Origin of the sequence: Thalassotalea sp. LPB0316 (genome assembly GCF_014898095.1) — a bacterium.
In the GTDB taxonomy this organism is placed as follows: Bacteria; Pseudomonadota; Gammaproteobacteria; order Enterobacterales; family Alteromonadaceae; genus Thalassotalea_G.
This window is the reverse complement of record NZ_CP062946.1, coordinates 825,512-839,916: the sequence shown is the minus strand read 5'-3', so window position 1 is coordinate 839,916 and position 14,405 is coordinate 825,512. Positions and strand designations below refer to the sequence as shown.

The 14,405-nt window shown below is 42.8% G+C and carries 10 protein-coding genes; 7 read left to right on the top strand and 3 right to left on the bottom strand.

All coding sequences use genetic code 11. The features are described 5' to 3' along the window. Nucleotides 1-102 precede the first annotated feature (102 nt). The 7 genes from prlC (at nucleotide 103) to LP316_RS03730 (ending at nucleotide 8,439) form a co-directional block, all read left to right on the top strand. Entirely contained in the window at nucleotides 103-2,142 is a 2,040-nt protein-coding gene (gene prlC, locus LP316_RS03760; RefSeq protein WP_193022752.1) for an oligopeptidase A, read from the top strand. Between the two features lie 3 nt (nucleotides 2,143-2,145). Next, a complete protein-coding gene (locus LP316_RS03755) occupies nucleotides 2,146-2,841 on the top strand; it encodes a DNA-3-methyladenine glycosylase I (protein WP_193022751.1) in 696 nt (231 codons plus the stop codon). Nucleotide 2,842: 1 nt separating this feature from the next. Then, nucleotides 2,843-3,628 (top strand): class I SAM-dependent methyltransferase, encoded by a 786-nt coding sequence (locus LP316_RS03750; RefSeq protein WP_193022750.1) that lies wholly within the window; start codon nucleotides 2,843-2,845, stop codon nucleotides 3,626-3,628. Between the two features lie 100 nt (nucleotides 3,629-3,728). Further along, the gene (locus LP316_RS03745; RefSeq protein ID WP_193022749.1) at nucleotides 3,729-5,666 is read left to right on the top strand and encodes a methyl-accepting chemotaxis protein; all 1,938 of its coding nucleotides are present in this window, start codon (nucleotides 3,729-3,731) and stop codon (nucleotides 5,664-5,666) included. Between the two features lie 334 nt (nucleotides 5,667-6,000). Beyond that, the gene (locus LP316_RS03740; RefSeq protein WP_319020996.1) at nucleotides 6,001-6,453 is read left to right on the top strand and encodes a peroxiredoxin; all 453 of its coding nucleotides are present in this window, start codon (nucleotides 6,001-6,003) and stop codon (nucleotides 6,451-6,453) included. A 132-nt stretch (nucleotides 6,454-6,585) separates the two neighbouring features. Next, entirely contained in the window at nucleotides 6,586-7,113 is a 528-nt protein-coding gene (gene ftnA, locus LP316_RS03735) for a non-heme ferritin (RefSeq protein ID WP_193022747.1), read from the top strand. 141 nt (nucleotides 7,114-7,254) lie between these two features. Beyond that, complete coding sequence (locus LP316_RS03730) at nucleotides 7,255-8,439, top strand: NAD(P)/FAD-dependent oxidoreductase (RefSeq protein WP_193022746.1); 1,185 nt, start codon at nucleotides 7,255-7,257, stop codon at nucleotides 8,437-8,439. On the opposite strand, the gene LP316_RS03725 is transcribed toward LP316_RS03730, so the two are convergent. The 3 genes from LP316_RS03725 to LP316_RS03715 all read right to left on the bottom strand — a co-directional run bounded on the left by LP316_RS03725 (nucleotide 8,436) and on the right by LP316_RS03715 (nucleotide 14,354). Next, nucleotides 8,436-10,214: a diguanylate cyclase gene (locus tag LP316_RS03725; RefSeq protein WP_193022745.1), complete on the bottom strand. Its 1,779-nt coding sequence runs from the start codon at nucleotides 10,212-10,214 to the stop codon at nucleotides 8,436-8,438. The genes LP316_RS03730 and LP316_RS03725 overlap by 4 nt on opposite strands. A gap of 136 nt (nucleotides 10,215-10,350) precedes the next feature. Next, entirely contained in the window at nucleotides 10,351-12,522 is a 2,172-nt protein-coding gene (locus LP316_RS03720) for a prolyl oligopeptidase family serine peptidase (RefSeq protein ID WP_193022744.1), read from the bottom strand. 128 nt (nucleotides 12,523-12,650) lie between these two features. Further along, the gene (locus LP316_RS03715) at nucleotides 12,651-14,354 is read right to left on the bottom strand and encodes an acyl-CoA dehydrogenase family protein (RefSeq protein ID WP_193022743.1); all 1,704 of its coding nucleotides are present in this window, start codon (nucleotides 14,352-14,354) and stop codon (nucleotides 12,651-12,653) included. Nucleotides 14,355-14,405 lie beyond the last annotated feature (51 nt).

The window sequence follows — 14,405 nt, the reverse complement described above, 5'->3', positions numbered from 1 at the left end:
TTATGTATGGTTATTAAACTGCCTTAGTTATCTCTGATGCACTTGAAATTCCTCAGTAAAATCACTACATATTACGTTACCTTAGCTAACAAGAATTTCATTATGTCGAATGCATCAGTAACCCAAGATTTATTGCCTCGCTTTTCACAAATAACGCCAGCAAACATCAAAGCCGACGTAGAAGCTGCCATCGCTCACTGCAAAAACACTATCGAGAGCGCACTGGCAACAGACAATCATTACACTTGGCAAAATTTGGTCATGCCGATTGACGATGCCGACGATAAACTCAGCCGCCTGTGGTCACCTATTGGTCATCTAAACTCAGTGAAGAGTAGCGATGAATTGCGTCAAGCTTATGAATCTTGCTTACCTTTATTGTCGGAATACTCGACCTATGTAGGCCAACACAAAGGTTTATACGAGGCCTACCAGCAAATAGCTGAAAGCGACGAATTTGCCAATTTAAGCCAAGCAAAACAAAAAGTGATCAACGACGCCTTACGCGATTTTAAACTCTCTGGTATCGCACTAGAACAAACGCAACAACAACGCTACGGCGAAATCGTTAGTCGACTATCAGAGCTCGGCTCAACTTTTAGCAACAACTTGCTCGACGCCACTCAAGCGTTTACCGTCAATATTACCGATGAAGCTGACTTAGCAGGCTTGCCACAAAGTGCCAAAGATGCGGCACAAGAACTTGCGCAAAGCAAAGACAAATCAGGTTGGTTATTTACCCTCGATTTTCCAAGCTACTTACCGGTGATGATGTATGCCGATAACGAGGCATTGCGAGAGCAAATGTATCGCGCTTTTGTTACCCGTGCATCAGATCAAGGGCCAAATGCCGGTGAATATGATAACTCAGCAGTGATGGCTGAAATATTAGCGTTACGCCACGAACTCGCTACATTGTTGGGCTTTGATAACTTTGCAGAGAAGTCGTTAGCGACCAAAATGGCAACATCAACCGATGAAGTTTTTAGTTTTTTACGCGACTTAGCCGACAAATCGAAAACACAAGGTCAAGCCGACTATCAAGAAGTCATTAATTTTGCCAAAGATAAACACCAAAAAGACAGTTTACACGCGTGGGATTTAGCGTATTACAGCGAGAAGCTAAAACAGGAAAGGTATGCTATTTCTGACGAGCAGCTGCGTCCGTACTTTCCCGAAGCGCGCGTCGTAAATGGCTTATTTACCGTAGTTAACAAGCTTTTTAACATTGAGATAAAGCCACGTGATGGTGTTGATACTTGGCACAAAGACGTTAAATTTTTTGATATTTTTGATCAACATAGCACCTTGCGCGGTAGCTTCTACTTAGATCTTTATGCCCGCGAGAAAAAGCGCGGTGGCGCTTGGATGGATGAGTGTATTTGCCGTCGAGAGTTAAGCGACGGAACAATTCAGTTACCGGTTGCCTATTTAACGTGTAACTTTAATCGCCCAGTGGGCGACAAACCAGCACTTTTCACTCATGATGAAGTTGTCACACTATTCCACGAATTTGGTCATGGTATTCACCATATGCTGACGCAAGTTGGCGATAGCGGCGTTTCAGGCATCAATGGCGTACCTTGGGATGCCGTTGAATTACCTAGCCAATTTTTGGAAAACTGGTGTTGGCAGCCTGAAGCACTAGCCTTTATTTCTGGTCACTACGAAACAGACGAGCCATTGCCACAAGCGTTATTAGATAAGATGCTCGCCGCGAAAAACTTCCAATCGGCAATGCAAATGCTAAGACAGCTTGAATTTAGCTTATTTGACTTCACCATGCACGCGCAATACTCACCTGAGCAAGGCGATCAAATTCAACAAGTGCTCAACCAAATACGCGATGAAGTAGCCGTTGTTAAAGCACCAGATTTTAACCGCTTTCAACACAGTTTCGGCCATATATTTGGTGGTGGTTACGCCGCCGGTTACTACAGTTATAAATGGGCTGAAGTGCTATCAGCAGACGCCTTTTCGAAATTTGAAGAAGATGGTATTTTTAACCCCGAAACCGGTCAGTCTTTCTTGACCAACATTCTCGAAAAAGGTGGCTCACAAGAGCCTGCTGAGCTATTTGCTGCCTTTAGGGGCCGAGCACCAGAAATTGATGCTCTCCTGCGCCACAGCGGTATTGAGTAAACTATGGCGCAAGAGTCTTTTGAGCAATTACTGGCCAGAGCCGTAAACAGAAAGGGAAATTTGGCTAACGTCACCTTGTTACTTGGCGATGCTCCTAACGCGTCGCAATTAAGCCAAATAGGTGATGACAGATTTCTCGCACATTTCACCAAGAAAGTCTTTCAAAGTGGCTTTGTGTGGCGTGTGGTAGAGAATAAATGGCCAGATTTTGAAGAGGTGTTTTTTCAATTTAACATTGAGAAGGTATTGATGATGCCAGAAGAAATGCTTGAGCGAAAAGCCAGCGACCCACGTATCATTCGCAACTTCAACAAGGTTAAAACCATTAAAGAAAACGCACAAATGATCTTTAATGAGCAACAAAACGGGCACAGTTTCGCTCAGTTTATTCAACATTGGCCGTCTAACGATATTATCGGCTTATGGGCTTATTTAAAAAAACACGGCGCTCGCCTTGGCGGTAATACCGGCCCTTATGCTCTGAGAGCGCTCGGCAAAGATACCTTTTTGCTGTCTCGGGATGTTGAAGCCTATATGCGCGCTTTTGAGATCATTGACGGGGGTATCAATACCAAATCGAGCCATCGGGCAATTCAACAGTGCTTTAATCAATGGCATGAGCAAAGCGGCTTAAGTTATCAGCAGCTCAGCCGCCTCGTAGCACTAGCAACTGGCGACAATCATCTACAGGTAGAATAGCATGGCAAAAATTGTAGTCGGTTACTGCGACAAAGTTGATGTTGATTTAGCAAAACGCATTGCAACTCAATGGCAATTTGATTATATCGGTGATGTTGCCGCCATTAAACAGCGCGATGATATCGATTTCTTATTGCAAGTCGAGCAACAAGTCTTGTCTTTGAAAAAACTCGATGAACCTAAACTCGGTGGTATCGTCGTCGATTTTGTCGAGGGAGCTAGTGCTCATCGCCGCAAGTTTGGTGGTGGTAGAGGTCAAGATATTGCCAAAGCAGTGGGCTTAAAACACGGCTTTTCACCTACAGTATTAGACGCAACAGCAGGCTTAGGTCGCGATGCTTTTGTTTTAGCTAGTCTTGGTTGTCAGGTCACTTTACATGAACGCGTACCGGCAGTTGCGGCGTTACTTGAAAACGGTCTCGAGCGGGGGTTACTCCATCACGAAACCACGCCAATTGTTGAGCATATGCAACTGAAACACGGCTCATCAATCGATAATATGGCTGATTGTGGCAACCACGATGTGGTGTATCTTGATCCCATGTACCCACACAGGGAAAAATCTGCCGCAGTAAAAAAAGAAATGCGCGTGTTCCAAACCCTCGTTGGTGAAGATTTAGATGCCGACCAACTCTTTGCCCCGGCTTACGATTTAGCAACCTATCGCGTCGTGGTAAAGCGACCTAATTACGCCGATTATATTGCCGGTAAAAAGCCATCAATGAGCATCAAAATGAAGAAAAATCGCTTTGACGTTTACGTGAAACAGGCTATTCCTAAAGGTTGACCTTGAATCACTTCGCTTGTCACAAAAATGTAACATTAACGCAACAAAAATGACATAAAACTGCAGGAAAATACCTTTTTATCTCAAGGAGTTTCCTGCGTTGCGCGTATCATCATTTTCTCGATTGTCAGTTATTGCTATCAGCGTTTTTACCTTACTATTTTTTGTTGCTATGTACCATGTCGCCAGCACATTAAGTGACAGCAAACGCAAAGTAGAAAGCTATCAAGCAGTAAAAACTAAAACCGAAGTCGACTTTTACCGTACCATTGCTAGTTACCTTACTTCAGGTGACGCCAGTTTGCTTACTCAAGCCGAAAACCACTTAACGCAAATCCAACAATTGGCTAATGATCTCAACATAGATAACTTTTCAAACCAGCTTAGCCAACAAGCCGAACAATTAAAGCAAGATTTAAACTTAAAGTACCGCGCCATGGGCAAACAAAGTGGTGATCCCATGATATTACTGCGCAATAGTGAACAAGGTATGCTCGCGAGTAACCAGATGATCGCTCAATACGCGCAACAAAGTACGGCTATCGATCAAACCACGCGTATTCAATACCTAGCAACAGTTCAAAATATTCATCACGCCTTGACCCAACTATCACAACAACGTGAAAAGCTGTTTATCAGCCAACAACCTAATCAACAAGCATTGGTTAGAAACATCAATGAGATCAGCCAATTATTAACAGACTTCAATAAGTTACCGACGTTATCAATCTATCAAGTGATTGAGCAAGACGAAGACGACCTACTATTTGACGACGATGAAGCATCAACAGAACTAAGCCAAGAAGCAATGGATGAACTGCGCTCAATATTACTGCGCTACCAAACCGATATCAGTAATACGATAGAACAAATCAACCACCGAACATCGGGGCTGCGCGTGTTACAAAACGATGTTGCAGCATTAGAAACCACGATTAAAGCAAGCGAAACTGTGATCATTGCTGAGCAAGAACAAATTAATCAGCAACTACAGATCATCGTTATCGTGATGTTAATCTTTTTGACCTCTTTTTTAGTCTGTAATTATTGGCTAATGCGCTCGGTAGTGCTCAACCCACTGCGTAAATTGAGAAATGCTTTTGTCTCCTTAGTGCAAGAAGGACGAGTTGATAACATCACAGGCATATCAACCAAAACCGAACTAGGTGAAATATCGTCGAGCTTTAATCAGATGGTGAATAAACTAGCTGAAGAGGACAAACAAAAAGCTCAACAATTGGCCTTGGTGTCAAATGCAATGCAAACCATGGAAAGCCAGGCCTACCAAATTTTAACTTCGTCTAACGCAACCTCTGAGCAGCTCAACGCGGTGGACAATATTATGCATGAGCTTTCTCGGGTAACCGAAGTTGTAAATACCTTATCTCACCAAGTTGTTGATAACGCCCAAGCTACCCAAAAGGCAATGGATGAAAGCCAACAAATGGCGACAGAAGTTTTACAAGCCAGTGATGCAACCAATCAAGCAGCAACGTCAGGCAAGCACGCTATTAACTCGCTAACCCAGTCAGTCGACTCAGTGGGTGTTATTGTTGATGTCATCAGTGCAATTGCTGATCAAACCAACTTGTTAGCACTGAATGCGGCGATTGAGGCGGCTCGTGCTGGCGAGCATGGCCGAGGCTTTTCCGTGGTTGCCGATGAAGTTCGTCAGCTCGCTGGTAAAACGCAAGAGTCACTAAAACAAGTAAGCCAACGATTAGAGCAGCTCAATCAGGCCAGCCAAGATTTAACCACGACTATTTTTGATATTGAACAGGCATCGAGTAAACAAAAAGCTATCGCTTTAAGTTTAAAAAATAATGCTGAGGCGGTTGTCGAACAGGCGATTACTTCGGCGAAAGTATCACAAGATTCTCTCAATCACATCAATGAACAACGATCTCAATTCACTCGTTTTGAAGCCGCGATGGTGCAAGTCAATGACGAAGTAAATCAGTCAAAATCACGTGCAAAAACCATTTCAGACGATGTCGCTCAACAGGTCAAAGACATCAGTAAAACATTAGAGATCTAATCACTACACTAGGGTTATTACTCCGTGACCCTAGTGCAGTCGCCTTCCTTTTACACTACAATTAAGTCAGTATTTACATCACTCTTCTAGGCGTGGTCTAAGACAAATTTGTCAATGACAGCCAGAAGCCTTAGCAGAGGTAGTCGTATGGCTAAATCACTTTGTAAATGGAAGAAAAAAGATATTGAAAACAACATTCACGAGTTAATTCATCTACTTGAAAAGCCGAGATTTGTTTGCAAGGATTGTGCTCGATGTGCACACGATAAAGGCTACTTGTGTAAGCCAATTAAAATGAAATAGAAGAGAAACTATGATCAAAATTAATGACAAAATGCCTGTCGGCCACTTACAGCAATTGGTCAATGGCAATATGACATCACACAACACGGCTGAATTGTTTGCCAACCGCAAAACCGTTTTATTCGCCGTTCCTGGTGCATTCACACCAACCTGCTCAGCCGCTCACTTACCGGGATATGTCGTTAAAGCTGATGAGTTATTTAACAAAGGCGTTGATCAAATCATTTGCTTATCGGTTAACGATGCCTTTGTTATGTCTGCTTGGGGCGAAGCACAAAATGCTGAAAACATTATGATGCTAGCCGATGGCGATGCCAGTTATACCAAAGCGCTCGGTTTAGAGATGGATACCGAAAGTTTCGGTGGTGTGCGCTCCAAGCGTTATGCCATGATCATTGAAAATGGTGTGGTAACTAGCTTATTCATTGAAAACCCTAAAGAATTTGAAGTTAGTAAAGCCGAAGTCGTGTTAAACGATTTATAAAAAGACTGTAAATAACAATAATTATCATTATAAACCAATGTTTTTATTGCGTTTTTTGGTGATCTTTTGGTTGTTATCAAGCGTAATTATTGGCAGAATTCTGTTTATCATTTTTTAAAAAGCGAGAGCATCATGTTAAAGCCGGAAATGGTCGAAAAACTTAACGAACAAATTAACCTAGAATTTTTCTCATCAAACCTATATTTACAAATGAGTGCTTGGTGTGAAGAGCAAGGCTTTGAAGGTGCAGCTGAGTTTATGAGAAAACACGCGGTTGAAGAAATGGATCATATGAACCGTTTATTCACTTACGTCAGTGAGACCGGTGCAATGCCGATTATTGGTACGATTGAAGCGCCATCACATCAGTTTTCGTCGTTAGGTGAAGTTTTTCAAGAAACTTACAAGCACGAGTGTTTAGTGACAGAGCGCATTAATGCGCTAGCTCACGCGGCATTTCAGAGCCAAGATTATTCTACCTTTAACTTCTTACAATGGTACGTTGCCGAGCAGCACGAAGAAGAAAAACTTTTTAAAGGTATTTTAGACAAGCTTGAACTTGTCGGTGAAAATGGCCAAGCGTTATTTTTTATCGACAAAGACTTAGCAGAGCTGGCAAAAACAGGCTCACCAAGTATTATGACAGACGCTGGTGCTTAATAAGCCCTGCAAAAAGTACTGTTCAGACAAAGGCTTCTAACGTTAGAAGCCTTTTTTGTTTTCAGTTGGTATTACTTCTATAATGCACGCCTATAAGAGCTAGTCCGCAACTGTTTGCGGAGTTTAAGTTAAGGGTTTTAAGTGCAACAAACTGACGTATTAGTAATTGGCGCAGGCGCCGCAGGTTTAATGTGTGCTGCTACAGCCGGTTACCGAGGCAAATCGGTAACCGTTGTCGATATGGGCAAAAAGCCAGGACGAAAAATTTTGATCTCTGGTGGCGGTCGCTGCAACTTTACTAATGAAAACGCCAGCCCAGACAATTACCTTTGCCAAAACCCGCATTTTGTTAAATCTGCGTTAAGCCGCTATAGCGCCCAAGATTTTATCGAGCTCGTTGAACGGCACGGTATGCCCTATCACCACAAAACCTTAGGTCAGTTATTTTGTGATAACGGCGCACAAGATATCGTCGACATATTGATGACCGAATGTGAATGGGCAGGTGTCCAAGTGAAACTTCGCAACGAAGTGCTAACTGTCGAGCAAACGAGTGAGGGTTATCTGGTTAGAACGACTGACGCTAGCTATCAATGTACTTCACTGGTGATCGCTAGCGGCGGCTTAACCATGCCTAAACTTGGGGCTACACCAATTGGTTATAAAATTGCTGAGCAGTTTGGTTTAAATGTGCTGCCAACTACAGCAGCACTAGTGCCATTTACCTTACACGATCACGATAAACAAAAGTTTGATGGCTTATCAGGCATTAGCTTGCCAACCATAGTCACGAGTGAGAGCGGTGTTAGCTTTAAAGAAAATATTCTGTTTACCCACCGCGGTATGTCTGGCCCGGCAATTTTACAAATATCCTCATTTTGGCAAGCCGGGCAGCCAGTAACGATTAACCTATTGCCTGACACATCAATTGAAACATTGATTGCTCAGTGGCGCGATCAACACAGCCAAAAGTCACTTAAAAATATGCTGTGTACCATTTTGCCAAAACGCTTTGTTGAAATACTGATTCAACACAAAGATATTTCCGATAAAGCCATTAATCAAATCAGTAACGCCGAAGTCAGCTATTTATCGCAATATCTGCATCACTGGCAGATTAAGCCCAACGGCACTGAAGGCTACCGCACTGCAGAAGTCACATTAGGCGGTGTTGATACCGATGAACTTTCATCAAAAACCTTTGAGGCTAAAAAAGCCAAAGGTTTGTTTTTCATTGGTGAGGTGATAGATGTTACCGGTTGGCTCGGGGGCTATAATTTTCAATTTGCTTGGAGCTCTGGCGTTGCTTGTGGCCAAGCGTGTTAACTAGCAACGACACACTCTGCTAAGCAGACTTTATTCTTGCCAGTTGTTTTCGCCAAATAAAGCGCTTTATCAGCTTGATTAATCATATATTCAAGGTTTACTTGGTTTAGCGGTTTGTCATTGAACTTACCCAACTCAGTACCAGCGACCCCGACACTTACCGTTAGCTGGAAGGGTTTTACCTTGTTAACCGCAATCTGCTTTTCAGCGATAGCTTTCCTCAAGCGTTCAGCTTGAATATTTGCCTGCCCTTGTGAGGTTTCGGGTAAGAACAAAATAAATTCTTCACCGCCCCAGCGTGCGGCAATATCGTTCTTACGGGCGACTTGGCTAATACAGTCAGCGACGGCCTTGATAACAATATCACCGCCGTAGTGGCCGTATGTGTCATTGACTTGCTTAAAGTCGTCAATATCGACGATCACTAGCGCTGCATCGCGCTCTTTGCGTATCAAGCTATGCCAAATGGGCGTACTGACTTCTTTAAAGCCAAAACGATTGTTCAGTTTAGTTAGTGCGTCACTTCGGGCGTGATCTTCGGCAATCATTTTATCGAGTTTAGCCATCCTAAATTGTTTAGCTAAGATCACAGCTAAGACAATCGCCTCAAATGCCATACCGACTTCAATCGCTTTAAAGGTATAGTCATTATATGGCACTAATATACCGGCAACGGCCATTGAGGAAATCGTAATACACAAGGCCGCGATAACCGAAGAAAATAAGAATATCACTGAAAAGGGTTTGTCTTCGACAAATGCTCGCCACCCCATGGCAATAAAAAGTGTGACAAAGCCGCAGTTTAAAATAAACGCTAGGGTAATTGAAAATACTAACTCGTCGAGTAAAAAGCCAATAACCATGCCTGTAGGAATGATCACGGTCGTGCGGATAACCAGCTTGTCGAGTTTAGGCGCATAGGATTTGGTATCCAGTAGGTAACGCGCAAAGTGCAAACCAGCTATGCTATAGGTGATCATTAAAAAAATATCGAGCCAGTCTTGAAAATATGGCCCTAAGTCAGGCGTAAAGACAACGTGAAGTTGACCGGTATATGATAAGCTATTAGCAACGAAGCCAATCAAGTAAAGGCCATATAAGCCATATTCTTTTTGACGGATGAAGAAAAACAGCACAAGGTTATATAACCCCAGAGCCAGCATGATGCCGTACAAAAAGCCATACTGATAGCCAGAGGAAATATCGCGATTAACCGCTTGCTGTTTTTCACTCAAGCGAATAGGGATAGCCATAGGGCCCAAAGACTCTACACGCATATATATATCGACAACACCTTGGCTAAACGAGTGTTCGAACGCATAAAAGCGATATGGCATTGGCCGTTGATCAAACGGTAAAGCATCGCCACCCGATACGCGCTTGATCACTCGGCCATCTTCAACTAACCAAGTATCAATCACATCTAACCAAGGTGTTTCAACGGCAAGTCGATAGCGTTTCTCATCAGAGGGATTTTCAACACTAAATTTTAGCCAAACGGGCTTAACACCAATACCAAGAGATACGGAGTCATTATTACTGTGTTTTACTGATCGCTCGCCAAACGCGGTTATCGCTTGGTCAATACTCAGACGTTGTTCTGTTTCCTGAAAATAACTAACATATTGACCAATTGCCTGATCTTTAACAAGGTCTAGATTCACAGCTTTAGCCTGTGCTACCTCAATACCGAGCGATAGCATCACGAAAACCGATAATAATCGGCCAACTAGCTTTGAAAAATTGAGATGTGAAGTAAAATCTAGCGTGCGCATAACAAACTATAAACAACAATTGTCATCGCAATACTAGCAAAATAACAGACTTTTGACACAACTGAATCGTGCTAAAACTAAACAGCCTTCACTGAGGAAGGCTGTTTCTAATCTATCAGATTGTTTCTAAAGCATTTTAATTGATAGATTTAATCCCCATGTTATATAAGGTAAACCCATAAATATCAGCGTACTGATCAATCGTTTTGCTAATTGGTGTACCCGCGCCATGGCCTGCATCGGTTTCGATACGGATCATCACAGGGTTTTCACCGCGGTGCTTATCTTGTAATTCGGCGGCAAATTTAAATGAATGAGCTGGTACAACACGATCGTCGTGATCACCAGTAGTCACCAACGTTGCCGGGTACGCTACGCCAGATTTGACATTGTGTAGAGGTGAATAACCTAGCAAGTATTCGAACATTTCTTTGCTATCGTCTGACTTACCATAGTCGTATGCCCAACCTGCACCTGATGTAAAGGTGTGATAACGAAGCATATCTAGTACACCGACTGCAGGCAATGCGACTTGGAATAGTTCAGGTCGTTGTGTCATTACAGCACCGACTAATAAACCGCCATTTGAGCCACCCATTACTGCCAGTTTGTTAGATGAGGTGATCTTGCTATCAATCAAATACTCTGCAGCGGCAATGAAGTCGTCAAAAACGTTTTGCTTTTGCATTTTAGTGCCGGCATCATGCCACTTTTTACCATATTCACCACCACCACGTAGGTTAGCTACGGCATAAACACCACCGAGCTCAAGCCAAGCTGCTCGCGTTGAGCTAAAACGCGGTTGCAGGCTAACGTTAAAACCACCATAACCATAAAGAATGGTTGGATTGCTGCCATCAAGCGTTAAGCCTTTTTTATGTGTAATGATCATAGGTACTTTTGTACCGTCTTTTGACGTATAGAAAACCTGCTTAGACTCGTACTTATTGCTGTCAAAGTTCACTTTAGATTTACTGTGAACGTCTGATTTACCTGACTCAACATCAAATTTAAAAATGGTGCTTGGTGTTTTTTGGTTACTAAATGAATAATAAATCGCTTGTTGATCATCATGACCACCAAAACCACTAGCGGTGCCAACCTCTGGCAGTTCAATATCGCGAACTTTTTGACCGTCAAGCGTATATTGCTGGATCAACGATGTCGCGTCTTTCATATACTTTGCGAACATATAGCCGCCGCCTGTTGATACCGACAAAACATTTTCAGTTTCGCTGATCACATCAACCCAAGTATCTGGTGTAGGGTTGCTAACGGTCGTTTTTACAACGCGCTTATTTGGTGCATCAAGGTTGGTTACTAACCACAACGCTTCGCCTTTGCTCTCAAGGACATAAGTATCAGAGTTTGGCTCAGTCAATACAGGAATTAAGTCACTCTCAGGTGATTGTAAGTCTTTTATGTATAAACGATTGCCCGACGTTGACACCGATGCATAAATCATTAAGTAACGGTTGTCTTCAGTGACTCCACCACTGACATAGCGGTGTTTTTGTTCCGGTGTACCGCCAAACACTAGTTGATCTTCTGATTGCTCAGTGCCTAATTTGTGGTAGTACAGTTTGTGTTGATCTGTTTTTGCCGAAAGCTCACTACCTTTGGGTTTGTCATAGCTCGAATAATAAAAACCTTCATTACCAACCCACGACAAGCCACTGAATTTAATGTCAACAAGCTCTTCTTCGATAATCTCTAAAGTTTTTGTATCCATCACTCGCGCTTTTCGCCAGTCACTACCGCCTTCTGAAATAAGGTAAACAGCTAAAGAGCCGTCGTTTGAGAACTCAATACTTGCTAATGAAACCGTACCATCTTCACTAAATGCATTGGGATCGAGAAAAACCTCTGGTTCACTTCCTTCTTTTTGACGGTAAAGCACGTATTGATTTTGTAAGCCGTCATTTTTGTAAAAATAAGTGTACTCACCTTCGATAAAAGGCATACCGACTTTTTCATAATCAAGTAATGTCGATAAGCGTGATTTAATGGCATCGCGGTATGGAATTTGCGATAGGTAACCGTAAGTTGTTGCGTTTTGTGCTTTAACCCATTGAGCAGTTTCATCACTCATATCGTCTTCTAGCCAGCGATATGGATCAGCTACTTTCACGCCAAAATATTCGTCTACCACAGCGCCTTTTCTGGTTTCTGGATAAGCAAACTTAACTGCTTGTTCACTTTGACTTGCATTAGCATTTTGAGCAGTTGATTGCGCTGATTGCTCACAGCCTGTTAGAGCAAAAGTCAGGACAAGGGCTGACGATAGGCTCGCTAGTTTAAAATTCATCTTGTTTCCAATTGGTTATTTTTATTTGTCGTAGTAAAAATCTATTCAAATCGATGGTGATTGTCTACTCATCAAAGTGATAGTCAGCATAATGGCCTCGGTTAAATTGTAACATTTAATTAACGAACTTAACGGTGAACACAGCCACGCTCAATAATGTACTTACAATCAACAGCCTCAGATAGATTACCATAGAGCAAGCCATTAGCATGGGGGGCTAGTCTCGCCTGACAAAACCCATCCGCTACTGTCGGATCTCCGTACTGCAGTAAGGTACTCGCCTGTAATGCTAGCGCCATTTTTTCAGTAATCGTTCGGCTGCGATACTCTAGCGATGTTTGATCATTAAATAGGCCCTGAATATCAATAATCGTTTGATCGAAAAATGCATTTTTACCGCTAGCGCGTTTTAGTTCAGCTAAATAGGCCTGGTACGAGTCAGGTTGTTTTACTAGCGCTCGCAACATATCAAGACATTGAACATTACCGCTACCTTCCCAAATGGCATTAATCGGCGATTCTCTAAAGAGTCTTGGCATGATCGAGTCTTCCATCACACCACTACCACCAATACATTCCATCGCCTCATAAGCATGCCCTGGTGCTCGTTTGCAAATCCAATACTTTCCCAACGCTGTTCCTAAACGAACCAGTTGCATTTCATGGTTATCTTTAGCCATTTGATCAAAGGCTCGGGCCAGTCGCATGGTCATAGCCAGTGCAGCTTCACTTTCTAAAATCAAATCTGCTAATACGTTTTGCATTAGTGGCTGTTCAATCAAAGCATTACCAAAAGCCACTCGCTCTTGGCAATGATGAGTAATTTGTGCTACAGCTTGTCGCATTTGCGCTGATGAACCAATCATGCAATCAAAACGAGTCATAGCGACCATCTCTAATATGGTCGCTATGCCACGCCCTTCCTCACCAATAAGCCAACCTTGAGCACCTCGTAATTCTGTTTCACTCGACGCATTAGAAACATTACCCATTTTATTTTTCAATCGCTGAATTTGAATTGGGTTCTTTGTACCGTCCGGTCGCCATCTTGGTACTAAGAAACAAGAGACACCCGCATCAGTTTGAGCTAATACCAAAAACGCATCACACATCGGGGCTGAAACAAAGTACTTGTGACCAACTAGCTCGTATAGCTCTCCGCCACCGGCTTTATTTATCGGAAAAGCTCGGGTTGTATTTAATCTAACATCTGAACCGCCCTGTTTTTCGGTCATTGCCATACCTATCGTGACACTTTGTTTATGTTCGTGACTGACATTGCGCGGATCATAGGTCGTGTTCAGGATTTTATCGCGCCATAGTTCAAAAATTTCAGGTTGGTTTTTTAGCGCAGGGATTGCCGCTGATGTCATTGTAATTGGACAACCGTGACCAGCTTCGACCTGAGCCACCATATAATATTTCGCCGCACGTTCGACATGGCTATAATCGGTTTGCTCTAACCAATGGCTTGAGTGTAATCCGTTTGCCATTGAGAGCGACATCAATTGATGATAAGCGGGATGGAACTTTACTTCATCGATTCGTTGGCCATAACGATCATGGGTAAAAAGCTCAGGTTTGTTATGGTTGGCTTGCGCTCCCCATTCAATTACCTCGGGGCGCCCACAATACTCCCCTAGTTCGGATAGGGCGGCATTTTCTTTGTCTTGGCAAAATATTGAAGTCCAGTGAATCAGTGCCCGATCACTGGTATACAGATTATAACTTTCAAGTGCTTTCGGTAAATTAGTAACGACGTGGGTCTCAGCCCAATACTGATTACTTGGAGTGAAATTAACACTCTTGCTGCGGTTGTTTTGCGGTTTCACGAGGCTATTTCCCCTTACATTGGCACAGGTAATGAAATGAGATTAGCAAAG